The organism is Streptomyces sp. NPDC006602 (assembly GCF_042870385.1).
In the GTDB taxonomy this organism is placed as follows: domain Bacteria; phylum Actinomycetota; class Actinomycetes; order Streptomycetales; family Streptomycetaceae; genus Streptomyces.
The window spans coordinates 275,426-299,103 of record NZ_JBIAHG010000001.1; the positions used below are offsets into that span (position 1 = coordinate 275,426).

24 protein-coding genes are annotated in these 23,678 nt (G+C 70.9%); 8 read left to right on the forward strand and 16 right to left on the reverse strand.

All coding sequences use genetic code 11. The features are described from left to right. Nucleotides 1-23 precede the first annotated feature (23 nt). Together ACFYO2_RS01275 and ACFYO2_RS01280 are read left to right on the forward strand one after the other, a co-directional pair. A complete protein-coding gene (locus ACFYO2_RS01275; RefSeq protein WP_388342378.1) occupies nt 24-452 on the forward strand; it encodes a RidA family protein in 429 nt (142 codons plus the stop codon). Beyond that, entirely contained in the window at nt 449-916 is a 468-nt protein-coding gene (locus tag ACFYO2_RS01280) for a GNAT family N-acetyltransferase (protein WP_388342381.1), read from the forward strand. Before ACFYO2_RS01275 ends, ACFYO2_RS01280 begins: the two co-directional genes overlap by 4 nt. A gap of 28 nt (nt 917-944) precedes the next feature. Here the strand turns inward: ACFYO2_RS01280 and ACFYO2_RS01285 are convergent, their stop codons facing one another. Beyond that, on the reverse strand, nt 945-1,670 hold the full coding sequence (locus ACFYO2_RS01285) for an aspartate/glutamate racemase family protein (protein WP_388342383.1): 726 nt from the start codon (nt 1,668-1,670) through the stop codon (nt 945-947). 5 nt (nt 1,671-1,675) lie between these two features. Further along, on the reverse strand, nt 1,676-3,154 hold the full coding sequence (locus ACFYO2_RS01290; RefSeq protein ID WP_388342386.1) for an NCS1 family nucleobase:cation symporter-1: 1,479 nt from the start codon (nt 3,152-3,154) through the stop codon (nt 1,676-1,678). 161 nt (nt 3,155-3,315) lie between these two features. On the opposite strand from ACFYO2_RS01290, the gene ACFYO2_RS01295 reads away from it, so the two are divergent. Then, a complete protein-coding gene (locus ACFYO2_RS01295; protein WP_388342389.1) occupies nt 3,316-3,996 on the forward strand; it encodes a GntR family transcriptional regulator in 681 nt (226 codons plus the stop codon). Here ACFYO2_RS01295 and pip read toward each other — a convergent pair. Then, nucleotides 3,993-4,955, reverse strand: a complete 963-nt coding sequence (gene pip / locus ACFYO2_RS01300) for a prolyl aminopeptidase (protein WP_388342391.1) — start codon at nt 4,953-4,955, stop codon at nt 3,993-3,995. The genes ACFYO2_RS01295 and pip overlap by 4 nt on opposite strands. Before the next feature lie 37 nt (nt 4,956-4,992). Beyond that, nucleotides 4,993-5,715, reverse strand: a complete 723-nt coding sequence (locus tag ACFYO2_RS01305; RefSeq protein ID WP_388342394.1) for a uracil-DNA glycosylase — start codon at nt 5,713-5,715, stop codon at nt 4,993-4,995. A 323-nt stretch (nt 5,716-6,038) separates the two neighbouring features. Here ACFYO2_RS01305 and ACFYO2_RS01310 point away from each other — a divergent pair, with 323 nt between their 5' ends. Next, entirely contained in the window at nt 6,039-6,581 is a 543-nt protein-coding gene (locus ACFYO2_RS01310; protein ID WP_388343908.1) for an RNA-binding S4 domain-containing protein, read from the forward strand. Between the two features lie 110 nt (nt 6,582-6,691). Here ACFYO2_RS01310 and ACFYO2_RS01315 read toward each other — a convergent pair whose 3' ends face one another. The 3 genes from ACFYO2_RS01315 to ACFYO2_RS01325 all read right to left on the reverse strand — a co-directional run bounded on the left by ACFYO2_RS01315 (nt 6,692) and on the right by ACFYO2_RS01325 (nt 8,989). Beyond that, nucleotides 6,692-7,165, reverse strand: coding sequence for a DoxX family protein (locus ACFYO2_RS01315; RefSeq protein ID WP_388342397.1), 474 nt, complete (start codon nt 7,163-7,165; stop codon nt 6,692-6,694). 130 nt (nt 7,166-7,295) lie between these two features. After that, nucleotides 7,296-8,015, reverse strand: coding sequence for a class I SAM-dependent methyltransferase (locus ACFYO2_RS01320; protein ID WP_388342400.1), 720 nt, complete (start codon nt 8,013-8,015; stop codon nt 7,296-7,298). A gap of 74 nt (nt 8,016-8,089) precedes the next feature. Continuing rightward, complete coding sequence (locus ACFYO2_RS01325; RefSeq protein WP_388342403.1) at nt 8,090-8,989, reverse strand: acyltransferase domain-containing protein; 900 nt, start codon at nt 8,987-8,989, stop codon at nt 8,090-8,092. Nucleotides 8,990-9,064: 75 nt separating this feature from the next. On the opposite strand from ACFYO2_RS01325, the gene ACFYO2_RS01330 reads away from it, so the two are divergent. Continuing rightward, nucleotides 9,065-9,334, forward strand: a complete 270-nt coding sequence (locus ACFYO2_RS01330) for a DUF6343 family protein (RefSeq protein WP_388343912.1) — start codon at nt 9,065-9,067, stop codon at nt 9,332-9,334. A gap of 22 nt (nt 9,335-9,356) precedes the next feature. On the opposite strand, the gene ACFYO2_RS01335 is transcribed toward ACFYO2_RS01330, so the two are convergent. The 5 genes from ACFYO2_RS01335 to rpsA all read right to left on the reverse strand — a co-directional run bounded on the left by ACFYO2_RS01335 (nt 9,357) and on the right by rpsA (nt 14,836). After that, nucleotides 9,357-9,737 carry a tetratricopeptide repeat protein gene (locus tag ACFYO2_RS01335; protein WP_388342405.1) on the reverse strand — a complete coding sequence of 127 codons (381 nt, stop codon included), beginning with the start codon at nt 9,735-9,737 and terminating at the stop codon, nt 9,357-9,359. Between the two features lie 49 nt (nt 9,738-9,786). Further along, a complete protein-coding gene (coaE, locus tag ACFYO2_RS01340; protein ID WP_388342408.1) occupies nt 9,787-10,416 on the reverse strand; it encodes a dephospho-CoA kinase in 630 nt (209 codons plus the stop codon). Nucleotides 10,417-10,477: 61 nt separating this feature from the next. Then, complete coding sequence (locus ACFYO2_RS01345; RefSeq protein WP_388342411.1) at nt 10,478-11,416, reverse strand: PAC2 family protein; 939 nt, start codon at nt 11,414-11,416, stop codon at nt 10,478-10,480. Between the two features lie 124 nt (nt 11,417-11,540). Beyond that, nucleotides 11,541-13,067, reverse strand: coding sequence for a flavin monoamine oxidase family protein (locus tag ACFYO2_RS01350; protein WP_388343915.1), 1,527 nt, complete (start codon nt 13,065-13,067; stop codon nt 11,541-11,543). 260 nt (nt 13,068-13,327) lie between these two features. Then, the gene (gene rpsA, locus ACFYO2_RS01355) at nt 13,328-14,836 is read right to left on the reverse strand and encodes a 30S ribosomal protein S1 (RefSeq protein ID WP_388342413.1); all 1,509 of its coding nucleotides are present in this window, start codon (nt 14,834-14,836) and stop codon (nt 13,328-13,330) included. Nucleotides 14,837-15,164: 328 nt separating this feature from the next. On the opposite strand from rpsA, the gene ACFYO2_RS01360 reads away from it, so the two are divergent. Both ACFYO2_RS01360 and hrpB read left to right on the forward strand, forming a co-directional pair. Further along, the gene (locus ACFYO2_RS01360; protein WP_388343918.1) at nt 15,165-16,025 is read left to right on the forward strand and encodes a class I SAM-dependent methyltransferase; all 861 of its coding nucleotides are present in this window, start codon (nt 15,165-15,167) and stop codon (nt 16,023-16,025) included. A gap of 75 nt (nt 16,026-16,100) precedes the next feature. After that, entirely contained in the window at nt 16,101-18,623 is a 2,523-nt protein-coding gene (gene hrpB / locus ACFYO2_RS01365) for an ATP-dependent helicase HrpB (protein ID WP_388342416.1), read from the forward strand. Here the strand turns inward: hrpB and ACFYO2_RS01370 are convergent. From ACFYO2_RS01370 to ACFYO2_RS01380, 3 genes are all read right to left on the reverse strand, one after another. Beyond that, nucleotides 18,613-19,605: a DUF3068 domain-containing protein gene (locus tag ACFYO2_RS01370; RefSeq protein ID WP_388342419.1), complete on the reverse strand. Its 993-nt coding sequence runs from the start codon at nt 19,603-19,605 to the stop codon at nt 18,613-18,615. The two genes, hrpB and ACFYO2_RS01370, sit on opposite strands and share 11 nt — an antisense overlap. A gap of 21 nt (nt 19,606-19,626) precedes the next feature. Beyond that, nucleotides 19,627-19,761 (reverse strand): SPW_0924 family protein, encoded by a 135-nt coding sequence (locus tag ACFYO2_RS01375; protein ID WP_388342422.1) that lies wholly within the window; start codon nt 19,759-19,761, stop codon nt 19,627-19,629. A 138-nt stretch (nt 19,762-19,899) separates the two neighbouring features. Continuing rightward, the gene (locus ACFYO2_RS01380; protein ID WP_388342424.1) at nt 19,900-21,606 is read right to left on the reverse strand and encodes a lytic murein transglycosylase; all 1,707 of its coding nucleotides are present in this window, start codon (nt 21,604-21,606) and stop codon (nt 19,900-19,902) included. A gap of 283 nt (nt 21,607-21,889) precedes the next feature. Here ACFYO2_RS01380 and ACFYO2_RS01385 point away from each other — a divergent pair, with 283 nt between their 5' ends. Then, entirely contained in the window at nt 21,890-22,741 is an 852-nt protein-coding gene (locus ACFYO2_RS01385; RefSeq protein ID WP_388342427.1) for a DUF4184 family protein, read from the forward strand. Here ACFYO2_RS01385 and ACFYO2_RS01390 read toward each other — a convergent pair. Beyond that, entirely contained in the window at nt 22,665-23,249 is a 585-nt protein-coding gene (locus tag ACFYO2_RS01390; protein WP_388342429.1) for a hypothetical protein, read from the reverse strand. The two genes, ACFYO2_RS01385 and ACFYO2_RS01390, sit on opposite strands and share 77 nt — an antisense overlap. Nucleotides 23,250-23,678: the final 429 nt, after the last annotated feature.

The window sequence follows — 23,678 nt, forward strand, 5'->3', positions numbered from 1 at the left end:
CGCTGCCCGCCTCAGGAGCACTCGTGATCCGACGCGTCACCTCCCCCGCCCTCTTCCCACCGCCCGCCTACTCCCACGCCTCCGTCGTCGAGGCCGGCACGAAGCTCGCCTTTCTCGCCGGGTCGGTACCTCTCGATACGGACGGGGAGTTGGTCGGTGCGGGAGACCCGGTGCGGCAGGCCGAGCAGGTGATCGCGAACCTTCGTGAGCAACTGCACGCTGTCGGAAGCGACTTGGAGCACGTCCTGGTGACCGACGTGTATGTCGTGAGCGGCGAACCCGGGGTGCTCTCCGCCGTCTGGGAGGTCGTCGAGGCGTCCGGGCTGAGTGTCGGTCCACATGCGTCGACCCTCCTCGGAGTGGCGTGTCTCGGGTACACCGGGCAGTTGGTGGAGATCACGGCGACGGCCGTCGTCCCGGAGGGCCGGGAGCGGGAGGTCGTACGACCGTGAGCCGCCCCGAAGCCGAAGTCACCCTCCGTCGCGCCGCCGCCCCGGACGCGGCCCCCGCGGCCGACGTCTGGCTGCGCTCCTTCGCCGCCGCTCTGCCGACGGTCGTCAGCCCCCGCTCCGTCGACGAAGTGCGCGCCTACTTCCGGGAGGTCGTCGTGCCGCTGCGCGAGACGTGGGTCGCCGAGGTGGCGGACGGGGGTGGCACAGTGGGCGTGATGGTGCTCGACGGCGACCTGTTGTCCCAGCTCTATCTCGACCCGGACTGGCGCGGACGCGGTATCGGTGACCGCTTCGTCGCCCTCGCCAAGGAGCGCGCCCCGGAGGGGCTGAGCCTGTGGACCTTCCAGGTCAACAAGCCCGCCCACCGGTTCTACGAGCGGCACGGCTTCGTCGCCGTCGAGTACACGGACGGCAACGGGAACGAGGAGCGCGAGCCGGATGTGCGGTACGAGTGGCGTCCGTGAACGGCACCGGTTGTCGCGCCCGCCGAGATCACCCCGTCGGCCGCCCCCACACCCGCTTCTTCGGCACCGGCTTCGCATAGCTCCCCGCCCGGCTCGTCGTCAGCCCCAGCGTCACCAGCGACTCCGCCAGCTTCACCGCCGCCGCGACCCCGTCGACCACCGGAAGCCCGAGCTTCTCCCCCACCACCTGCTCCAGGCCCGTCATTCCGGCACAGCCCAGCACCAGGACCTCCGCCCCGGCCCGGCACGCCTGCTCGGCGGCCACGAGGAACGCCGCCTCGGTGCGCTCCCTGTCCTCTTCCCCGAGGTCGAGGACGCTGAGCCCCGTACCGACGACGGCGGCGCAGTTGCGGCCCACGCCGGCCAGCTCCAGGCTGTCCTCGATCTGGCCGCACGACCGCTGCAAGGTGGTCACGACGCCGTACCGGCGTCCCAGCAGACAGGCCAGATGGGCCGCGGCCTCGGTGATGTCGACGACCGGTACGTCCACCAGCTCCCGCACGCCCTCACGCCCGTGTTCCCCGAAGCCGGCCATGACCACGGCGTCGTACGGCGGGCCGTCGTACGTGCGCAGCAGGTCGATGACCGCCGCGGCCGAGAGGTGGCTGTCGAGCCAGCCCTCCGCGGACTCGGGGCCCCAGGCGGGGGTCAGTCCGGTCACGGTGGTGCCCGGGCCTGCCGCGGCCCGGGCACCTCGTACGATCTCCTCGGTCATCTCCTGCGTGGTGTTGCAGTTGGTGACGACGATTCGCACGTTTCTCAGACCTCCACGGGCTTGTGGGTCATGACCTGGGCATCGGCGGCGCGCTCGGCGCGGCACAGCATCACGTACAGTCCGGCGGCCAGCGCCGTGCCGATGAACCAGGAGTACGGGGCCACATCGCTGAACGTCTTCACCAGTGCGAGCACCGCCGCGACCGCCGCCGAGGGCAGGAACGCCCACAGCGCCTTGGGGTTGACGCCGTGGCGGTAGTGGTAGCGGGAGCCGGGCCGGGCGTTGAACAGTTCGTCCACGTCGATGCGGCCGCGCTTGACCCAGTAGTAGTCGACCATGATCACGCCGAACAGCGGGCCGAGGAAGGCGCCGAGTCCGCCGAGGAAGTAGTTGACGACCGTGGGGTTGGAGAAGAGGTTCCACGGGGTCACCAGCAGCGCCACCACCGTGCTGATCATGCCGCCGACCTTGAAGGTGATCTTCTGCGGCCAGACGTTGGCCAGGTCGTACGCCGGTGAGACGAAGTTGGCGACGATGTTGACGCCCATCGTGGCGATGGCGAAGGTCAGCGCGCCCAGCACCAGTATCCAGGTGTTGCCGATCTCGGCGACGAGGTAGGCAGGGTCGGTGATCTCCTTGCCGAACACCTCGTAGGCGCCGGCCGTGACGATGACCGACACGATCACGAAGGCCGTCGAGTTGACCGGCAGGCCCCAGAAGTTGCCGCGCCGGACCGTCTTGTAGTCGGGTGCGAAGCGGGAGAAGTCGCAGAAGTTGAGCATCAGCGTGCCGTAGGTGGCGAGTATCAGGCCGACCGCGCCGAACCACTGACGCCATTGCTCGCCGACGGAGACCGGGTGGGGAGTCGAGGTGAGCGAGATGGTCCAGCCCGCCTTGGCCAGGATCCAGACGGCCAGCGCGATCATCACGACCCAGATGGCCGGCCCGCAGAAGTCCTGGAACTTCCGGATGGACTCCATGCCCTGGCTCATGATCGCCGCCTGGACCAGCCACAGCGCCACGAACGACACCCAGCCGAGCGCGTCCAGTCCGAGGAACGAGTTGTGCGTCCAGGACTCGAGACCCGGCCAGGCCGCCAGCAGCATCACGTTCACGGCGACGGAGGCGAGGTAGGTCTGGATGCCGTACCACATGATGGCGATGACCGCCCTGATCAGGGCGGGGATGTTGGCACCCCAGACACCGAAGGCGATCCGGCTGACGACCGGGAAGGGGACGCCGGTGCGCTGCCCGATGCGGCCCATCATGTTCATCCCGGCGTAGATGATCACGAAGCCGACGAGCAGGGACGTGAAGATCTGCCAGACGTTCATGCCGAGGAAGAGCAGGCCGGCCGCGAACGTGTAGTTGCCGAGGTTGTGGACGTCGGACATCCACATGGCGAAGAGGTCGAAGACCTTCCAGTTGCGCTTGCCCGCGGGCGCGAGGTCTTCGTTGATGAGCCGGGGGTCGGGGACGAACACTGCTGTGCCGGTGGCTTCGGCACGGTCGGCGAGGGACACGGGGCCTCCATGGACGAGGGGACGGCGGAGGACTGGACTGCCTACGGTGGAAGAGTTTGGTATACCAAACTGCCGACATGGTCCTCCCGTCAACCGTTTCGACCGATGTCGCTCCCGTTAACGCTCCGTAAAACGCCGCCGGAGTCGGCGAAGATGGGCCCATGAGCTCCACGACGAAGATCGAACCCCTCGGCGCGGTGCGCGAGCGCGTCCTGGCCACCCTGCGGAAGGAGATCATCGCGGGCGGCCTGCGCCCCGGCGACCGGCTCGTCGAGCGCGAGCTGGCCGAGCGCTTCGGGGTCTCCCGGGTGCCGGTCCGCGAGGCGATCCGGGCCCTGGTGACCGAGGGGTTCGTCCACTTCGAGACCCCGCGCCGCGCGGTCGTTCGCCGTCTGACCCCGAACGACGTCAAGGAGCTCTTCGAACTGCGCGAGGCGCTGGAGGTCTACGCGGCCGGACTCGCCACGGCCCGCGCCACACCCCAGGACCTCGCCCAGGTCGAGGCGCTCCTCGACCTCGCGGCCGCCGCGACCGAGGCGGGCGACGCCGAGGCCATCACCGACATCAACAGCCGCCTCCACGACCGCATCGTGGCGATGGCGGGCAACAGCCTGCTGATCGAAGCCCTGGAACCGGTCGCCGGCCGCCTGCGCTGGATGACCCGCCGGAACGAGGAGTGGCCGCAACTCCTCGTCGAACACCGGGAGTTGTACGAGGCGATCGCCTCCGGCGACCCGGAGCGGGCGCGTGCGCACGCGCTCGCCCACGTGCGGACCAACTACCGCTCGACGATGCGGCACTTGTTCCAGGACACTTTTGAGGACCCTGCCGAACTGCGCTAGCGGAGCGCGTACTTGTCCGTCGCCGCCACCATCGCCTTGGCCACCCCGGGCGCCCCCGCGTTGTGGCCGACCTCGTCGATCACCACCAACTCGCTGTCCTGCCAGGCGTGATGGAGCCGCCAGACGATGCCGAGGAGGTTGCCGAAGTCGAGGCTGCCCTGGACCAGAGTGCCGGGGACGCCCTCCAGGAGGGCCGCATCGCGCAGGACGACCCCCTCGTCGTTGCCCTCGCCCAGGAAGTGGTCGTTGCCGAAGTAGTGCGTGACCGTACGGGCGAAGCCGAGGCGGAACGCCGGGTCCTCGAAGCGCCCGACCGACCGCGGGGGGGCGGGAATCGTCGCCGTCTCCCAGTCTGTCCAGGCCCGGGCCGCCTTCTCCCGCACCTCGGGATCGGGCGACTCGATCAGCCGGTTGTAGGCGGCGGCGAGGTTGCCGGACCGCTCGCCCTCCGGCAGTCCGGCCAGGAACCGCTCGAACGCCTCCGGGAAGATCTTCCCGAGCCCCCGGGTCAGCAGGTCCACTTCGGCATTCGATCCGGTCGCAACCCCCGTCAGCACCAGCTCCGACACGATCCCCGGATGCGCCTGCGCGTACCGCAGCCCGAGCACCGATCCGAACGACACGCCCCACACCAGCCACCGCTCGATCCCGAGGTGCCGCCGCAGCAGCTCCAGGTCGGCGATGAGGTGAGTGGTCGTATTGACGCTCATGTCGGTGTCGTAGGCACTCGCGGGCGGCGTCGAACGCCCGCAGCCGCGCTGGTCGAGCAGCACGATCCGGTACGCGGCCGGGTCGAACAGCCGCCGGAAGTACGGGGTGCAGCCGGAGCCCGGCCCGCCGTGCAGCACCAGCGCGGGCTTGCCGTGCGGGTTCCCGCAGGTCTCCCAGTAGACGCGGTTGCCGTCACCGACGTCGAGCACGCCGCGGTCGTACGGTTCGATCTCCGGGTAGAGGGTCATCCGGGCACCGTAACGACCGTGCGGTCGCCCCGTCGCCTCATTTTCGAGGGAGCCCCTGCTCCGTCAGTCCCGCCGCCTCGGCCGCCGTGCGCAGCACGTCCCGCAGCATCGTCGGCGTGAGGCGGCCGGTGAAGGTGTTGCGCTGGCTGACGTGGAAGCAGCCGAAGAGTTCCAGGCCGTCCAGCGGCACATGCGTGCCGTGGGCGAAGACGGGGCGCGGTCGGGGCACGCTCCAGCCCGCCTCCGTGAACGCGGGCAGCGCGGCCTGCCAGCCGAAGCCGCCGAGTACGACCACGGCCCGCAGCGTCGGCCGCAGAAGGTTCAGCTCCTGGACGAGCCAGGCCCGGCAGGTGTCGCGTTCCTCGGGCGTGGGTCTGTTGGCGGGCGGGGCGCAGTGCACCGGCGCGGTGACGCGGACGCCGTACAGTTCCAGGCCGTCGTCGGCCGAGACCGAGGTCGGCTGCGAGGCGAGCCCCACGTCGTACAGCGCCTCGTACAGAACGTCGCCGGATCGGTCCCCGGTGAACATCCGGCCGGTGCGGTTGCCGCCGTGCGCGGCCGGGGCGAGGCCGACGATCAGCAGCCTGGCGTCCGGCGGACCGAAACCGGGCACCGGCCGGCCCCAGTACGTCCAGTCGGCGAAGGCGGCGCGCTTGGTGCGGGCCACCTCCTCGCGCCAGGCGACCAGCCGCGGACAGGCCCGGCAGCCCGCGATCCGCGCATCGAGGGCGGTGAGACCGGCGAGGCCGCTGGTGTCCATGCCCCCACCGTACGGAAGCGCTGCGCCTCGCACCCGCCCCGGACTGCGCACCTCTGCGCGGCCACCGGAAAACCCACCCGGCACGCACGTCACGGGGTACTAAAGTCGAGGACATGGCTGCTGAGCACACGGACGACAACAGGACGGGCGGCAGGCGCGGGCCAGGCGGAACAGGCGGAGCCGGTAGGACTGGCTGGGCCGGCGGGAGAGGCGGGACCGGCGGGACGGACAAGGCCGAAGGTTCCGCCGGATCCGACCGTTCCGGCGTGGGCGTCACCGACGTCGAAGGGACGGCAGGCGGAAAGCCCGGCGGGCCGAAGGACGTGGACGCCAAGGACACGGAAACGGACACGGCTACAGCCACGGACCTCAGGGACCCGGCCCATACGGCCTCGGGCCCGAAGGACACCGACCCCAAGGCCCCGGACCCCAAGGTCGCCGCCGCCGTGGCCGCCGCCGAGGCTGCCGGTCCGCAGAGCGGCGAGACCGTGCGCATCGACAGCTGGATCTGGTCGGTCCGCCTGGTCAAGACCCGTTCCATGGGAGCCACCGCCTGCCGGGGCGGGCACGTCCGGGTGAACGGCGAGCGCGTGAAGCCCGCGCACTCCGTGCGCGTCGGCGACGAGGTGCGCGTACGCCAGGAAGGCTGGGAGCGGATCGTCGTCGTCAAGCGTCTGATCCGCAAGCGCGTCGGCGCTCCCGTGGCCGCCCAGTGCTACATCGACAAAAGCCCCCCGCCCCCGCCCCGCGAGGCCGTCGCCCCCGCCGGCATCCGCGACCGCGGCACGGGCCGCCCGACCAAGCGCGACCGCCGTGAGCTGGAACGCCTGCGCGGGATGCTGGGCGGGCCCCCGGAGGGACCCTGAGGGACCCTGAGGGACAGTGATCGCGAACAGGCCGGTGACGGCGGTGGCGCCCGGGGCGAAGAGCCGACCCGGACACCACCGCCGTCACCGGCGCGGCGCGACGCACACCGTCACGCCCGCCGCCGCACCAGCCGCAGCAGCTGCTCGTTGTGGCCACGCCGGGCCCAGGCGATGAGCGCGAGCGGCACGATCAGGATGAGCGGTGTCGCCGCGTTCTCTCCGTTGAGGTACGTGAGCGTGACGACGAACGCCCCCACCATCAGCCCGCTGAGCGCCATGGCCGCCACCGACTGCAGCACCGGGATCAACAGCGCGATCCCTCCGGCCAGTTCGAGCGCGCCGATGGTGTACATCCCCGCGCTGCCCCATCCCATCCTGTCGAAGCCCTCGACGGCCGAGGGGTGCGCGATCAGCTTGGGCAGGGCGCTCGCGATCACATAGAAGAGGGCGAGGAACACCTGGAGGCCACGCAGGGCGATCCTGGCCCGACGACCGCGGGCGGTCGCGGACTCGGCGACGACGGGGTGGGACGCTGCGGCAGCGGCGGAGGTGGCAGCGGTGACGGGGACGATGGTCTCGGACATCGGGGTCTCCTGTGTGAAGCGGACCGTGGTGATTTCACAGAGGTAGACCGGTCCCCGTCCCAAAACTCATCGCGCCGCGCGAGTTGTCTCGCTCCGTCCGGGGCGACGGAAGGGACTCGTCGCCGCCCGCCTAGATCGCCGGTACGGCCCGCACCCAGATCCCGTCCTCCGTCAGGTAGTTGTCCACCTCCAGTCCGGCCCCCGCCAGCGCCTCCTCGAACTGCTCCTTCGTCAGGGGCCGGGCCAGGAACATCTGGGTCCAGGTCGCGTCCGGGAACTCGTACTCCGCACGCACCGAGTTCACGCCGTCCCCGACGGGTTCCGAGGACGCGATGCGTAGGGTGAAACCGCCGCGGTCCACCCTCCCCGAGCCTTCGGTCGGGGGCACCCACATCTCGCGTCGCTCGCGCGGCACGTTGGTGTGGTAGTCCTCGCCCTCGCGCTGGATGAGCACGCAGCCGTCGTTCGCGACGTGCCGCGCGCAGGTGCGCAGCAGCGCCTGCCGCAGCTCGTGGTCGGCGGTGTGCACGAGGAAGGACGCCAGCAGCACCACGTCGAAACGCTCGCCCAGGTCGAGGTCCTCGATCGTGCTGTGTATCGTGCGCGCTCCGCGGACGCGCTCCAGCATCTCCGGAGACTCGTCGACCGCCGTGACCGTGAACCCCCGTTCCAGCAGCGGGTGGGTCATGCGCCCCACCCCGCAGCCGAGTTCCAGGATGTTCGCGCCCGCCGGCACGGCAGCGCTGATGACGTCCGGCGCGTCCCCCGCAGGCAGCCGCGAGTAGAGCTCGACCGCACAGCCGTCGGGCGTGATCGCCCCCGGGCCCGTTCCCTGATGTCCCGCTCGCATTTTCAGCTCCATGCCCGTCCAACGGCCCGCGTCCGCACGCCCGTTCCCACCCGACATGGGTTCACCCGTTCGAGTTACAGCGGAAACCAGCCGTGCCTGACGTACCAGTGGCCTTCGGCCCGCAGGTGATCCCCCACCGCCCGCTCCAGGGAGGTGCGCCGTGACAGAGCGTCCACGTCCAGCTCCGGATTCCCGAACACGAACCGGACCGGCTCGGTGTCGGCCGGTTCCATGTCCTCAGGGACGACCCGGAAGCGCTCCTGGAAGCGGACGATGTTGGAGTCCGCCGCCAGATACCGCTTCAACTGCGGGTCCAGCAACCAGGACTCGCAGAGCGCGGCCCGGTACTTCTCCTCGGGGAAGTACCGCGCGAAGAACTCGCCGGCCAGCGCCAACGAACGGTCGCAGGCGGCCGGTGACAGGGGCCCGAGGTAGTCGGGAATGTGAAGGTTCAGACAGGGCGTACCGGGCGCCACGTCCAGCCCGGCCGTCGTGAGCACCCGCCCGGTCCGCTCCCCGTACCGCGTCCGCTCGAACTGCAGCCTGCCCAGCTGGTACAGCGCGCCCCGGAAGTGGTGGGTGAGCCACCGCGGGGCCTGCACCCCTGTCCTGCCGTGCCGCCTGCGGTGCACAGCCATGTTCCGCCCCAGGTCGGCGAGGGTGCGCCGGGAGACATCGGCCGGGATTCCGCGCTCGCGGTGATACGCGCGGGTGTGCGGCAACGTCGCCACGAACACGTACGCGGGGAAACACCGCTGCAGCGCGCCCGACGCCCAGTCGAGCTCGAGCAGGTCGACCGCGCCGCCCGGCTCCCCCATTCCGCGGACCAGCTCCTCGACCGACGCCTCCAGCAGTCTCAGCAGCTCCGGGTCGTCCTTGACCCGTTGGCCCATCCGTACGAGTTCGTTGATGTCATCGTGCGGTACGGCGAGGTCCAGCAGCACCTCGGCCAGCTCATCGGCATCCGGAAGCACACCTGCCCCCTCTGTTCGATCCCTTGGTGAACGTCCGCCACGAAGGGTACGTTCTGAAGAGGAGTGGTGATGGGGATGCGTACGGGCAGTGAACCGACGACAGCGCGCAGTGCTCTGCGGGTGCGTTTCTGGCTGACCGTGTGGGGGCTGCTCTGGGCGGTCTTCGGCACCGTCGCCTTCGCGCTCGCCGGGCGGCCCGGGTGGGCGATCGCCTGTGGGGTGCTGTGGCTGGTGATCACCGTCGACATGACGATGATCCTCAGGCACATCCGGCAGGGCCCGCACTACCAGCCGGGCCCCGGCATTCCGCCCTACCTGCCCCCGGAAGACCGCCGCCGCCGTTAACGTCTGTCCGGCGGTCCGGTGCTCACGACTCGAAGCGCGCCGCCTGCAGGTACCGCGGATTCGGGTCCAGCGCGGCCGCCAGGCGGAAGTGGCGCCTGGCCTGGTCCGGCCGGCCCTGACGCTCGTAGGTCCGGGCCAGCGCGAAGTGCGCGAACGCGTTGTCCGGCTCACGCTCCAGGACGATGGTGAACTCCAGCTCGGCGGGCCGCAGTTGGGCGGCCGCGAAAAAGGCGCGGGCGCGCAGCAGCCGGGCGGCGGTGTTCTCCGGATGCACGGCGATCACCGCGTCGAGCAGCTTCACCGCGCCCCGCGGGTCCCGTGCGGCGAGCAGCTGCTCGGCGGCACGGAAGTCGATGACATGCGTCTCCGGAGTACGTCCGGTCGAACCGCTGATCTCGGGCACGGCAAAGTCCTTCCCTCACTGGGAGGATTCAACGCCCGGGCAGAGGCCGCTATTCCTGAGGCGGCTGAGGCGGCACCCCGCGCGCGTGGGCTCTGCGCACGAGATCGGCCCATACGTCCTTCACGCGCCGCTCCAGCTCCGGCAGCGGTACGTCGTTGTCGATCACGATGTCCGCGATCTCGAGGCGCTTCTCGCGCGTCGCCTGGGCGGCCATACGCGCGCGTGCGTCCGCCTCGGTCATGCCGCGCAGCCCCACGAGGCGGGCGAGCTGGGTCTCGGGGCTCGCGTCGACGACGACCACGACGTCGTACAGCGGGGCGAGGCCGTTCTCCGCTAGGAGCGGGACGTCATGGACGACGACGGCGTCCTCGGCGGCGGCGGACTCGAGCTCGCGGGAGCGGACACCCACCAGGGGATGCACGATCGAGTTCAGGACGGCGAGCTTCTCGGGGTCGGCGAAGACGATCGCGCCCAGCTTGGGCCGGTCCAGGCCGCCGTCGGCGGTGAGCACATCCTCGCCGAAGGCCTCGACGACCGCCGCGAGCCCGGGCGTGCCCGGCGCGACGACCTCGCGCGCGATCCGGTCCGCGTCGACCAGCACCGCACCGCACGCGACGAGCAGCCGCGACACCTCACTCTTACCGGCACCGATGCCGCCGGTCAGGCCCACCTTCAGCATGAGCCGAAGCTTAGGGCCTGCCACCGACAACGCACCCGGCGGGCGGGGACCAGGACGAGCCTCAGCCCTCACCCTCCCGCTCCGCCAGGAACCGTTCGAACTCCAGGCCGATCTCGTCCGCGGAGGGGATGTCGGCCGGCTCGGCGAGCATGTTGCCGCGGGTCTCGGCGCCCGCGGCGGCGTCGTACTGGTGCTCCAGGCCCTGGACGAGGGCGACCAGATCCTCGTCGCCCTCCTGGATCTGGCGGTCGATCTCGGTCTGCGTGCGGTGGGCGTCCGTGCGCAGGGCGTGCGCGATGCCGGGCAGGACCAGCCCGGTCGCCGCCGTGATGGCCTCCAGGACGGTCAGCGCCGCGTCCGGGTACGGAGAGCGGGCGATGTAGTGCGGCACGTGCGCGGCGACGCCCAGGACGTCGTGTCCGGCCTCCATGAGGCGGTACTCGACCAGGGCCCCGGCGCTGCCGGGCACCTGCGCCTCCTCGAAGGGACTGCGGTGGCCCGGGACCAGGTCGTTGCGGTTGCCGTGCGGGGTGAGGCCCACGGGGCGGGTGTGCGGGACGCCCATGGGGATGCCGTGGAAGTTCACCGACAGGCGCACGCCGAGGCGCTCCACGATCTGCTGGACGGCCGCGGCGAAGCGTTCCCACTCCACGTCCGGCTCGGGGCCGGACAGCAGCAGGAAGGGCGCTCCGGTGGCGTCCTGGACGAGGCGCACCTCGATGGTGGGCTCCTCGTACTCGACCCAGCGGTCGCGCTTGAACGTCAGCAACGGGCGGCGGGCGCGATAGTCCACCAGCCGGTCGTGGTCGAAACGGGCGACGACCTGGTGGGGCAGCGAGTCGAGGATCCGGTCGGCGATCTGGTCGCCGGTCTCACCCGCGTCGATGTATCCGTCGAAGTGGTAGAGCATGACAAGGCCCGCCGACTCCTGGGCGAGCGCCATGTCGACCACGGCGAGGCCCTTCGGCTCCCATGCGTACAAACCCTGCGGATCAAGCACTGTGACCGCTCCTCCTCGTGTTCGTACTGCACAACGTGGTGCAGAGCGTGGGCATTCCCGCCCACGCACCTGATCAGGCACCTCTTACGGCCTTTTCATGCACCGCCGCGCTGTGTCACCGGATTCACGACGCCAGCACGCGCGCGTGAAGGGCCGTCACCGCCTTCCGTGCGGAGGTGAACGCCCCGTGCTGCCAGGCGTCGGTGTAGCTGAGCCAGTCGCCGGCGAAGTAGACGCGCCCGGTGGGCTCGTTCAGCGGCTTGTAGCGGACGTCGTCGGGGCCGCCGGGCGTGTCGTGCCAGGCCGCTTCGAGGTGGGGTGTCTGGCGCCAGTGGTGGGAGAAGGAGGAGGCGAGTTCGGTGCGGTACTTCTCGCCGTAGATCTTCACGCCCGCGGCTACCGCCCGTTCCTCGCGCCCCTTGGGGCTGAGCTTGGCGTATGTGTCCGCGTCGCCGCCGTAGTTGTAGTAGCCGACGAGGATGCCGCGCTCACCGTGGAAGCCGTAGGACGGGTGCCAGATGTGGGTGACGTCCTGGTCGGTCTCGGTGATGCCGCCGTAGATGCGGTGGTCCAGCTCCCACCAGCGGGACCGGTATTCGAGGCCGATCTTGGCCGCGGACGACGGGGTGATCGCCTCCAGGGCGGACTGCACTGCGGAGCCGAGGTTGTGCGGCACCTTGGCGAGGATGTTGGGCGGCAGGGCGGCAACGCAGTAGTCGGCCTCGACCACCTTGGTACGGCCGCCGTGGGCGTAGGTGACGAAAACGCCTCTGCCGGTGTCGGTGATCTTCGAGACGACCGCGCCCGTACGCACCCGATGGGCGCCGACCGCCCTGGTCAACGCCTTGGGTATCTGGTCCATGCCGCCGACGGGCTGGAACATCAGCATGGCCTGGTCGAAGCCGCACTCGAAGGAGAAGTACCGTCCGACGCCGCTGGCGAAGACCTCGGAGGCGCTGGGGACGTCCCCGAGCAGCACCCCCGGGGTCCCGGCGGCGGCCGGGACGGTCGTGTACCCCCGCCGCTCCCCGCCCTCGTATGTCAGTTTGTCGCCGAGCTCGCCCCAGTCCTCCAGGAAGGCGACGAGGCGCTCCTTGTCGTCGGCCGTCAGCTCCCCGTCCAGCGCACCCTTGTTCGTGGCCTTGGCGAGCAACTCCGAGACATAGCCGTAGACATCGGCCTTGGCGGTGCGGTACCGCTCGGGCTTCGCCATCCCGGCCGACTCGTTGTAGATGTAGGCGTCGGCGTTCACGTTGGTGAACACCTCGAGGGGGACGCCGAGTTCACGGCAGTAGTCGAGGGTGACCATCCACTGAGGGATGCGGGCGGGGCCCGCGTTCAGGTAGTGGCCGTCGGTGAAGCGGGCGGTCTGCCGGTTGCCGTAGAGGTCGGTCGTGGTGTCGCCGCCGCGCACGGTGAAGTTGCGGCCGCCGGTGCGGTCCCTGGCCTCGAGGACCGTGCAGTCGTAGCCCGCCTTGCCGAGTTCGTACGCGGTCGTCAGCCCGGCGATGCCGCCGCCGATGACGACCACCTTGGCGGCGCCGCGTCCGGTGAGGGTGAAGTCGCTCGCGTTCAGGGCGCGGAAGGGCTGTTCGCGCCGGGCGGCCTGCGCGGTGGGCGCGAGGCCGAGGGCTCCCATGGTGGCGAACATGGCCCCGGCGCCACCGGTGACACCGACGTTCCGCAGGAACGAACGCCGGCTGGTACCGGGCCCGTTGTGAGTCTGTGCCATGTGTTCGGCTCCCCTTTCCGATCATGAATGACCGGGGAAGCCTCCCAGTGGCCGGTTACGGCCCGTCGGCTACTCGTGTATCCCACACGTTTCTGCAAGGGTGGCGGCGCGGGACGCGCTGAGGGCCCGTACCCCCACAGGGGTACGGGCCCTCAGCTCATGAGCTACAGCTCAGGTGATCAGCTCTGGCCGCCGGCCAGCTTCTCACGCAGAGCGGCAAGCGCCTCGTCCGAGGCCAGCGCGCCGGAGTTGTCCGCACCCTCGGAGGAGTACGAACCGCCACCGCCACCGCCGCCACCGGACGCGGCCGGAGCGGCGGGCTCGCCACCCTCGGCCTCGGCCGCAGCGTCGGCCTCGCGGGACTTGATGACCTGAGCCTGGTGCTGCTCGAAGCGCTGCTGCGCCTCGGCGTACTGGTGCTCCCAGGCCTCGCGCTGGGTCTCGTAGCCCTCGAGCCAGTCGTTGGTCTCGGGGTCGAAGCCCTCGGGGTAGATGTAGTTGCCCTGGTCGTCGTACGACGCGGCCATGCCGTACAGCGTCGGGTCGAACTCCACCGAGGCCGGGTCGGCACCGAAGGACTCGTTGGCCTGCTTCAGCGAGAGGCTGATGCGACGGCGCTCGAGGTCGATGTCGATGACCTTGACGAAGATCTCGTCGTTGACCTGGACGACCTGCTCCGGGATCTCCACGTGGCGCTCGGCCAGCTCGGAGATGTGGACCAGACCCTCGATGCCCTCGTCCACGCGGACGAACGCACCGAACGGAACCAGCTTCGTGACCTTGCCGGGCACGACCTGGCCGATCTGGTGGGTGCGGGCGAACTGCTGCCACGGGTCTTCCTGGGTCGCCTTCAGCGACAGGGAGACGCGCTCGCGGTCCATGTCGACGTCGAGGACCTCGACGGTGACTTCCTGGCCGACCTCGACAACCTCGGAGGGGTGGTCGATGTGCTTCCAGGACAGCTCGGAGACGTGGACCAGGCCGTCGACGCCACCCAGGTCCACGAAGGCACCGAAGTTGACGATCGAGGAGACCACACCGGAGCGGACCTGACCCTTCTGGAGGGTCGTGAGGAACGTCTGGCGAACCTCGGACTGGGTCTGCTCGAGCCAGGCACGGCGGGACAGGACCACGTTGTTGCGGTTCTTGTCCAGCTCGATGATCTTCGCCTCGAGCTCCTTGCCCACGTACGGCTGGAGGTCGCGAACGCGGCGCATCTCGACGAGGGAGGCAGGCAGGAAGCCACGGAGGCCGATGTCGAGGATGAGACCACCCTTGACGACCTCGATGACGGTACCGGTGACGATGCCGTCTTCTTCCTTGATCTTTTCGATCGTGCCCCAGGCACGCTCGTACTGAGCGCGCTTCTTGGACAGGATCAGACGGCCTTCCTTGTCCTCCTTCTGGAGGACGAGGGCCTCGATCTCATCGCCCACGGCGACGACCTCATTGGGGTCGACGTCGTGCTTGATGGAGAGCTCGCGGCTCGGGATGACGCCTTCGGTCTTGTAACCGATGTCGAGCAGGACCTCGTCCCGGTCGACCTTCACGATGACGCCGTCGACGATGTCGCCGTCGTTGAAGTACTTGATCGTCTCGTCGATCGCGGCGAGGAAGGCTTCCTCGTTACCGATGTCGTTGACCGCTACCTGCGGAGTGGTAGAGGTGGTCTCGGTGCTGCTCGTCATGTGGGAAAGGGCTCCGGTACGGACAGTGAGTCGTAGGTACTGCTTACGCCGGGAGCCTGTTTCGCTCTGAAGAAGCCGGACAGCCAAGGAAGCGCCTCACCAGAAACTGGTGATGGCGCCTCGACAACCGAGGGGACATACAACAGATGCGAGCGCAGCCTGCTACGTCTGAGGTGCGCAGGCCCGCAGCGCAACTTGTAGCATACGGGGGCAGCCGGACAGGGTCAATGCGCGAAGGCGCACACCCGGGGCGGATCGCCGCATACCCGGCACAAAACCTGTCTCACGAGGCCACGCGGGCCTGATGGCGCCCCATTCGTGACCGCCACTGCGACACGGTGGTCGGAAGAGGCCGAAGACTAGTACGAGGGAGCCGATCATCCAAGAGCCCGAAGCGTCCGAGCCGGAAGCCACCCGGCGCACGGCCGGTGTCACGGAGAGTTCCCGGGCCAACCGGGGCTGGTGGGACCGCAACGCGGACGAGTACCAGGTCGAGCACGGCACGTTCCTCGGCGACGACCGCTTCGTGTGGTGCCCCGAGGGCCTCGACGAGGTGGAGGCCGAGCTGCTCGGCCCGCCTGAGGAGCTGAAGGGCAAGGCCGTCCTGGAGATCGGCGCCGGCGCGGCCCAGTGCGCGCGCTGGCTGGCCGCGCAGGGCGCCCGCCCGGTCGCCCTGGACCTGTCCCACCGCCAGCTCCAGCACGCGCTGCGCATCGGCGGAACGTTCCCTCTGGTGTGCGCCGACGCGGGCGCGCTGCCCTTCGCGGACGGCTCCTTCGACCTGGCCTGCTCGGCGTACGGCGCGCTGCCCTTCGTCGCCGACCCGGTGCTCGTCCTGAAGGAGGTGCGCCGGGTGCTGCGCCCGGGCGGCCGCTTCGTGTTCTCCGTGACGCACCCGATCCGCTGGGCGTTCCCGGACGAGCCGGGCCCGGAGGGGCTGTCCGTGTCCGCCTCGTACTTCGACCGCACGCCGTACGTCGAGCAGGACGACGACGGCGACGCGGTGTACGTCGAGCATCACCGGACGATCGGCGACCGGGTGCGCGACGTGGTGGCCGGGGGCTTTCACCTGGTGGACCTGGTCGAGCCGGAGTGGCCGGCCTGGAACACCGCCGAGTGGGGCGGCTGGTCCCCGCTGCGCGGGAATCTGATCCCGGGTACGGCGATCTTCGTGTGCGAACGGGACTGAACGACTGCAAAGAGGACCGCATGACAGCGCACGCGCGCGTGGGGGCCCGTTTCGGGGCGTACGACACTAGGGGGCGTGATCCGTTACGACGCTCTGGACGCCCTGCCCGTACGCGGTGCCCTGCCCGGCCTCGGCGACGCCCTGGACGGCCACGGCACCGCCGTCCTCGTCGCGCCGCCCGGTACCGGCAAGACGACACTGGTGCCGCTCGCCCTGGCCGGCCTGCTGGGCGAGGGACCGGCGCGGCGGGTGGTCGTGGCCGAGCCGCGGCGGATCGCGGCGCGGGCGGCGGCCCGGCGGATGGCGTGGCTGCTGGGCGAGAAGGTCGGCGAGAGCGTCGGATACACCGTGCGCGGGGAGCGGGTCGTGGGGCGCCGCGCGCGCGTGGAGGTCGTCACCACCGGTGTGCTGTTGCAGCGGTTGCAGCGCGACCAGGAGCTGGCCGGGGTCGACGTGGTGGTGCTCGACGAGTGCCACGAACGGCATCTGGACGCGGACACCGTGGCGGCGTTCCTGTGGGACGTGCGCGAGACGCTGCGGCCGGAGCTGCGGCTGGTGGCCGCGTCCGCGACGACCGACGCCGAGGGATGGGCGCGGCTGCTGGGCGGGGCGCCGGTGATCGAGGCGGCGGGCGTCGCGTATCCGGTGGAGGTGGTGTGGGCGCCGCCGACGCGTCCGGTACGGCCGCCGCACGGAATGCGCGTCGATCCCGCCCTGCTGGCGCATGTGGCGTCTGTGGTGCGGCGGGCGCTGGCCGAGCGGACCGGGGACGTGCTGTGTTTCCTCCCCGGCGTGGGCGAGATCGGGCGGGTCGCCGGGCAGCTGGGTGATCTCGGTGGCGTGGATGTGCTCCAGGTGCACGGGCGGGCGCCCGCGGCCGTGCAGGACGCGGTGCTGGTTCCCGCGGGGCGGCGCCGGGTGGTGCTGGCGACCTCGGTGGCCGAGTCGTCGCTGACGGTTCCCGGGGTGCGGGTGGTCGTCGACTCGGGGCTGGCCCGGGAGCCGCGGGTCGATCACGCGCGCGGGCTGAGTGCGCTGACGACGGTACGGGCCTCGCAGGCGGCGGGGCGGCAGCGGGCGGGGCGGGCCGGGCGTGAGGCACCGGGTGCGGTGTACCGGTGCTGGACGGAGGCCGAGGACGCGCGTCTGCCGCGTTTCCCGTCTCCGGAGATCAAAGTGGCCGACCTGACGGCATTCGCCCTGCAGACGGCATGCTGGGGCGATCCTGAGGCCTCTGGGCTGGCGCTGCTGGATCCGCCGCCGGGTGGGGCGATGGCGGCGGCGCGGTCGGTGTTGACGGCCGTGGGGGCGGTCGACTCCGCCGGGCGGGCCACGGAGCGGGGGCTGCGGCTGGCTCGGCTGGGGCTGCATCCCCGGTTGGGGCGGGCGCTGCTGGACTCGGCCGCGGTGGTGGGGGCGGGGCGGGCCGCCGAGGTGGTCGCGCTGTTGAGCGAGGAGGCGCCCCGGGAGTACGGGGACGATCTGGCGGCCGCGTTGCGGGCCGCACGACGCGGGGGTGACGCCTACGGGGCACGGTGGCGGGCGGAGGTCCGGCGGCTGCGGGCCGTCGCCACGGACGTTTCCCAGCCGCCCGCGCGTGTCGAGGGCTGGTCGGGTAACGCCGGTGAGGACGGTCTCGTCGGGCTCGTCGCCGCTCTCGCCTTCCCCGAGCGGGTCGCCAAGGCCGACGGCGGTTCCTACCTCATGGTCTCCGGAACACGTGCGGAGGCCGGCGAGGGCACCGGCCTGCGGGGCGCCCCCTGGATCGCCGTCGCCGTCGCCGATCGCCCCGTCGGCAAGGGGCACGCGCGCGTGCGGCTCGGGGCGGTTGTGGACGAGGGCGTTGCCCGGCTGGCGGCGGGGACGCTGGCGCAGACGCGGGACGAGGTGCACTGGGCCGACGGGGACGTCGTGGCGCGGCGGGTCGAGCGGCTGGGGGCCGTCGAACTGGCGGTGCGTCCGCTCAAGAACGCCGATCCCGCCCTCGTACGGGACGCGCTCCTTGAAGGGCTGCGGCAGGAAGGGTTCGGGTTGCTGCGGTGGTCGGCCGAGGCCGTCGTACTGCGGCAGCGGCTCGCTTTTTTGCGACTGCATCCAGGGGAGCCGTGGCCCGATGTCTCGGACGATGCTCTCCACGCGCGCGTGGACGAGTGGTTGGAGCCCGAGCTGGGGCGGGCGCGACGGCGGTCCGATCTCGCGCGGATCGATGCCGGGGCGGGGCTGACCCGGCTGCTGCCGTGGGCCTCGGGCGACGCCGGGCGGCTCGACGAGCTGGCGCCCGAGCGGATCGCCGTACCCAGCGGCTCCAGGATCAAGGTCGATTACGGCAATCCCGAACAGCCCGTTCTCGCCGTGAAGTTGCAGGAGATGTTCGGATTGCAGGAGTCTCCCTCCGTGGCGGGGGTTCCCCTCCTCGTCCATCTCCTCTCCCCCGCCGGGCGGCCCGCAGCCGTCACCGCCGACCTCGCCTCCTTCTGGAAGGACGGCTACAAAGGCGTACGGGCGGAGCTGCGTGGCCGGTATCCGAAGCATCCGTGGCCCGAGGACCCGGCGGGCGCGGAGCCGACGCGGTTCACCAAGGCGCGGCTCAGGCGGTGACGGATTCCGGTTCTGCGGCGTCCGTCCGGGTGGGGTCGGCCGGGCGGCGGCCGCGGGCCTCCAGGTACAGCGACAGCGACAGGAGCAGAACGCCCAGGACCAGGAAGCCCCAGGGCAGGTACGAGGTCATCAGCACGACCAGCGTGCGGTTGGACTTGACCAGGTCGACCGTGTACTCGATGTAGTCCTCGCGCATCTTCACGTGGCCGGCGAACGCCGTCACCTTCTCGCGGCCGCCGAGCAGGCTGCCGCCGCGCAGTTCCTCCTTGTGGATCTCCTCGCCGTAGACGGGGGCGCCGGTCAGCGGTTCGACCCAGAACTTGCGGACGGTGGTGTACCAGCGGGTGGTGCCGGTCTCGGCGACCGACTCGGGGGTGATGCCCGCTACGGGCAGGGCCTTGGGGAAGGGCACCTTCGTCCAGGGGATGGTCTGCTCGAAGTAGTAGACCTCGACGCCCCGGAAGTCCTGGGTGCCCTTGTAGTGGATGGGGGCCGTGATGCGGGCCTGGGCGTCGAAGTACTCGTAGTCCCGTTTCTCCGTCAGGAACGGCCACTTGAACTCGAGGCCCTCGCGCTTGACCGGGTCGCCGTCGACCATCTCACCAGTGGCATGGACGGGTTCCTGGGTGTGGGCGTCGAAGATGTACCGCTCGGGGACCTTGGAGACCATCTTGCCGTCGGGGCCCTGGACGTACGACAGGCCGTCCCAGACGACGACGTCCTTGCCGGCGGTCTTCTCGATCTTCTCGGAGGCCTCCACGTTGCCCTTGAGTGTCTGTACGACGGTGACCTTGGGGACCTTCTTCGCCTTCATCGAGCCGTAGTCGAGGAGAGTGGCGTCCTTCGCCTCCAGGACCATGTCCTGGTACTGGTTCGCCGGGATCTTGGCCAGCCGCGGGAAGGCGTACCAGCGCAGCAGCGGGGACAGCGCCGCGAAGAGCACGGCGAGGGCGAGCAGGACGAGACTGGACTTTCGGCGCATCTCGGTCTCCCTCGCGAGTCGTTACGGGTGTGCGGGCACCGTCGTCAACAGCGGTTCAGGGGACGTGTCGCCCGTCGGAGCGCCCATGGCCGTGATGGTGAGGACCAGGGCGAACGCGACGGCGAGACCGGTCGCGGCGGCGATCAGGGCGCGCATGCCTGCCTCCGGGCGCTGGAACTGATACATCGTCAGGTCCGGCACCGTAGCAACGCGCGGGCGAGATGAGAACACGTTGCACACACAACGACGGCGCCCCCTTTGGAGAGGGCGCCGTCGTCGTCGTACGGAGTACCGCTATGCGGAAGGGCTGGGCGACGGGCTCGGGGACGCCGTCTCCGCCGCCGCCACGGTCAGTGTGACGTTCAGCGCCGCGCCGCCCGCGGTGGTGATGCGGAGCATGTACGTGCCGGTGGTGTCGTCCGCGTACAGCTTCGGCAGCTTCAGCACACCGTTGGCGTCCGTCTCCAGACCGGTCAGGGTGCGTACGGTATTGCCGTCCGCGTCCTTGAAGTAGGGGCCCTTGTCGTTCTCGGTCGGGTCGAGCGCCGACTTGATCAGCGTGGCGGTGGCGGCCACCTTGTCGGCGACCGCGCCCTGGTAGGTCGCCTTGACCTCGACCTGCTCGGCGAACTCGCCGCCCGGGACGCAGGTCAGCGCGGTGTCGCTGGTGCGGGTGAGGGTGTCGGCGGCGCGCTCGGTGACGGTGGCCGTGTAGTCGAGACCGGTGAGGAAGCGGCCCACGACGGTCACGTGGACGGTGAAGCCGCCCGTCTTCTCGCCCGCCTTGAGCGCGGGTGCGACGGCCACGCCGGTGCTGTTGGTGACGACCGTGGCGACGCTCTCACCGCCGGTGAAGGTGGTGTCGGTGTCGCCGACGATCGTGAAGCGGATACGGACCTTGGCGACGGCCGCGCCGGCCTTGGTCTCGGCCCGGGTGCTGACCTTCTCCGTGAACGCGTCGCCCGCCTGCGCGGTGAGCTTGGCCGTGCCGGCGTCCTCCAGGTGGTCCACCGTGTCGGTGGGGGTGGGGGGCGTCGACGGAGGCGTGGTGTTCGGCGGGGTCGTCACGGGCGGCTTCGGGTTCGGGGTGTCGGTCCCGGGCTTCTGCGGCTTGGGCGTGTTCGAGGCCGGGGGCGCGGGGCGAACCGTGTCGTTGCCGGTGTTGCCGTCGCTGCGGTTGCCGGGCAGGGTGCCGGTGCCGTCCGGGACCTCGTGAGTGCCCTTGCGGTAGTACTCCAGCCACGACAGGACCGTGTTCAGGTAGTCCTGCGAGTTGTTGTAGCTGAGGATCGCGCTGTTGAGGTCGGCCTGGGTGGACAGGTCCCAGCCGAAGCGGCACAGGTAGTGGCCGGCCGCGAGCGCGGCGTCGTAGACGTTGTTGGGGTCCTTCTTGCCGTCGCCGTTGCCGTCACGGCCCGCCCACTGCCAGGTGGAGGGGATGAACTGCATGGGGCCGACGGCCTGGTCGTACGAACTGTTGCCGTCGTACGCGCCGTTGTCGGTGTCCTTGATGAGCGCGAAGCCGTTGCCGTCGAGCTGCGGGCCGAGGATCCGGGAGATCGTGGTGCCGTTCGCGTCGACGTTGCCACCACGGGCCTGACCCGACTCCACCTTGCCGATCGCGGCGAGGAGCTGCCAGGGCAGGTTGCAGCCGGGCTTGGCCGACTGCAGTTCGGAGGCGGCCTTCTTGTAGGCGTCGAGGACGGTCGCGGGGATGCCCGCCTCGGTCTCGGGCCGGGTTGCGGGCGTGCCGATGGTCGGGGAGGGGTTCGGGCTGTTGAGCGGCGGCAGGTCCGTGTAGTACGGCGAGTTGCCGGTCGCGCCGCCGTCCTCGACGGTCGCGTCGGGCACGGCGTCGGCGCCGGTGGTGGCCGGTCTGCTGCCCTGGTCGTCGGCCGTCGCGCCCGGTCCCTGCGAGGCGGACAGGGCCGCGACCGCGAGCGCGGCCACGGCGGTGGTTGCCGCACCCTTGCGCAGCCTCCTGCCGAATTGCGCCGCCATAAAGTGAACCCCTCCCGTGGACGCCCGAGCGCCCGTCTGTGTCGGCCGTTCCGTCTGTCCTGCGTTCCATCTGTCGTACTCGACCTGTTGTGACGGTCGAGCCGCCATGAGGGTTGCCCCCGGCGGCGAGGTTCATTTTCCTGTCCGACCGCGCTCACCGGCACGGCGACCCGTGTGACCCTACGACAACTTCCTTTCCTCGGGCACCCGTTCGTGCCCGATTTTCACCGATTGGCCATGTGCGATCGTGGCGTGATCAGTCGTTCGTACATAAGGAGCCCCGTTGCCGTTCACTCTGAGCCATGCGGCAGCCGTGCTGCCCGCCGTGCGCACCGACGGAACCGGCCGGGGCCGGCTGGTGCCGGCCGTGCTCGTGGCGGGTTCGTTCTCGCCCGACATGACCTACTACACGGCGAGTGTTCTGTCCGGGGCGATGGAGTTCGGCGCCTTCACGCACTCCTTACCGGGCGTCTTCACATTCGACGTACTGGTCGCCTGGGCGCTGGTCGGGCTGTGGCTGCTGGTGCGCGAGCCGCTGGTGGCACTGCTGCCGCCGGCCCGGCAGGGCCGGGTGGCGGCGCTGTCGCGCTGCGGGGCGCCACGCGCGCGCGTGCGGCCCTCTTCGGTGGCGTGGTGGTACGTGTCCGCCGCGCTCGGAGCGCTGACCCACGTCGTGTGGGACGCCTTCACGCATCTCGACCGGTGGGGGATGCGGGTGTTTCCCGTTCTGGGCGAGACGGTGGCGGGCTCCCCTTTGTACTGGTACCTGCAGTACGGCGGTTCCGCGGTGGCCGCGGTCGTGATCGCCGTGTTCGTCGCATACGCGCTACGGCGGACCCCTGCGGCCGAACCGGTGGGGGTTCCGGCGCTGTCGGTAGGGGACCGGTGGTGCGCCGTCACCGTGATCGGCGGCTGCGCGCTCGTCGGCGCGGTGCAGCGGGCGACGGAGTGGTGGGAGCACCGGAGGTCCGCCGCGAAGCCCTGGGAGCTGATTCCGGCGCTGTGCTTCGGGGCGGGCGCCGGACTCGTCCTGGGGGGCCTGTTGTACGCCGCGGGCGTCAGGGTGTGGCGTCCGGCCCCGGTGCCCGGCGGTCCGGGCGTGGGCGAGGCGGAGCGCCGGTCGGCCGCTCACTGACGGCGGTGAACACCGTGAACGCGGGCGTCGGGCGGGACCGGCGCAGCAGCGCGAGCACCAGCACCGGGTAGCCGCGCCGCAGAACCGCCCACAGTCGCCGGACGGCCGCCTCGCGCTCCTGCCGTACGCCCTTCCGCTCACGCCACTCGCGCCGGTCGCGCCGGCGCCGGGTGCCTGCGGCGGCGTGACGCAGGGCTGTCCCGAGGTCGGCGGGGAGGCGGGCGGTGCGGGCAGTGGCCGCACGGCGGAGGGTTTTCGCCAGGTCGGCGGGGATACGGTCGGTGCCGGTCGTGGTCACGCGGCGGAGGCTTGCCGCCAGGTCGGCGGGGACGGTGAACCTCGCCCGGCGCAGGACCATGGCCAGGTCGGTGGGGATGCGGGCGGTGCTTGCAGCGGCCGCGAAGGCCGGGAGCGGCGGTGGGGGCGGTACAGGCGGGGCCGTCTCGGCGTGCGCCTTTGCCTGCGCCCGTGCGTGGGCCGTCCGGCGGTGGAGCATGCGTATACCCATGCCCGCATCCTGACGGGCGGGGGCGCCTTGGGGCGTCTTCGCGGGGGCCACGCGAGTGACGGTCTTTCCGGGGGTGTGGCTGAGGTTGTGCGGGTGGGCGGGCAGGGGTGCGGTTGGTTCGGCACCGCCGGCGCGCGTTGGACGGGTGCTCGCGTTGCGGCGGAGATTCGGCCGCCGGCACAACTGTGGGGCGCCCTGTGTACCGGCCGCATGTTGCGCCGAGCGCTCCTTGAACCCGGTGCCTGAACCCGAGACGCTCTGCCCCCGCGCCCACCCCCGGCATGAGCCGCCAGTCGGCCTTCGAAGCGGCGGGGCCCCAGGCCGAGCCCCCTCGAACCAGACTCTCTGGCCGAACGCCTTCCAACCGGCCGAGCACCCTCGAAACCGGCACGAACCCCCAGGCGGGACGCGATCCAAACCCAGCCTGTG

What these genes read in the sequence shown, in the direction of transcription:
- ACFYO2_RS01295 (WP_388342389.1), top strand. Translation starts at nt 3,316, where the DNA reads ATGAGCTCCACGACGAAGATCGAACCCCTCGGCGCGGTGCGCGAGCGC.
- pip (WP_388342391.1), bottom strand. Translation starts at nt 4,955, where the DNA reads ATGACCCTCTACCCGGAGATCGAACCGTACGACCGCGGCGTGCTCGAC.
- ACFYO2_RS01305 (WP_388342394.1), bottom strand. Translation starts at nt 5,715, where the DNA reads ATGGACACCAGCGGCCTCGCCGGTCTCACCGCCCTCGATGCGCGGATC.
- ACFYO2_RS01315 (WP_388342397.1), bottom strand. Translation starts at nt 7,165, where the DNA reads ATGTCCGAGACCATCGTCCCCGTCACCGCTGCCACCTCCGCCGCTGCC.
- ACFYO2_RS01320 (WP_388342400.1), bottom strand. Translation starts at nt 8,015, where the DNA reads ATGCGAGCGGGACATCAGGGAACGGGCCCGGGGGCGATCACGCCCGAC.
- ACFYO2_RS01330 (WP_388343912.1), top strand. Translation starts at nt 9,065, where the DNA reads ATGCGTACGGGCAGTGAACCGACGACAGCGCGCAGTGCTCTGCGGGTG.
- coaE (WP_388342408.1), bottom strand. Translation starts at nt 10,416, where the DNA reads ATGCTGAAGGTGGGCCTGACCGGCGGCATCGGTGCCGGTAAGAGTGAG.
- ACFYO2_RS01350 (WP_388343915.1), bottom strand. Translation starts at nt 13,067, where the DNA reads ATGTTCGCCACCATGGGAGCCCTCGGCCTCGCGCCCACCGCGCAGGCC.
- rpsA (WP_388342413.1), bottom strand. Translation starts at nt 14,836, where the DNA reads ATGACGAGCAGCACCGAGACCACCTCTACCACTCCGCAGGTAGCGGTC.
- ACFYO2_RS01370 (WP_388342419.1), bottom strand. Translation starts at nt 19,605, where the DNA reads ATGCGCCGAAAGTCCAGTCTCGTCCTGCTCGCCCTCGCCGTGCTCTTC.
- ACFYO2_RS01375 (WP_388342422.1), bottom strand. Translation starts at nt 19,761, where the DNA reads ATGCGCGCCCTGATCGCCGCCGCGACCGGTCTCGCCGTCGCGTTCGCC.
- ACFYO2_RS01380 (WP_388342424.1), bottom strand. Translation starts at nt 21,606, where the DNA reads ATGGCGGCGCAATTCGGCAGGAGGCTGCGCAAGGGTGCGGCAACCACC.
- ACFYO2_RS01390 (WP_388342429.1), bottom strand. Translation starts at nt 23,249, where the DNA reads ATGGGTATACGCATGCTCCACCGCCGGACGGCCCACGCACGGGCGCAG.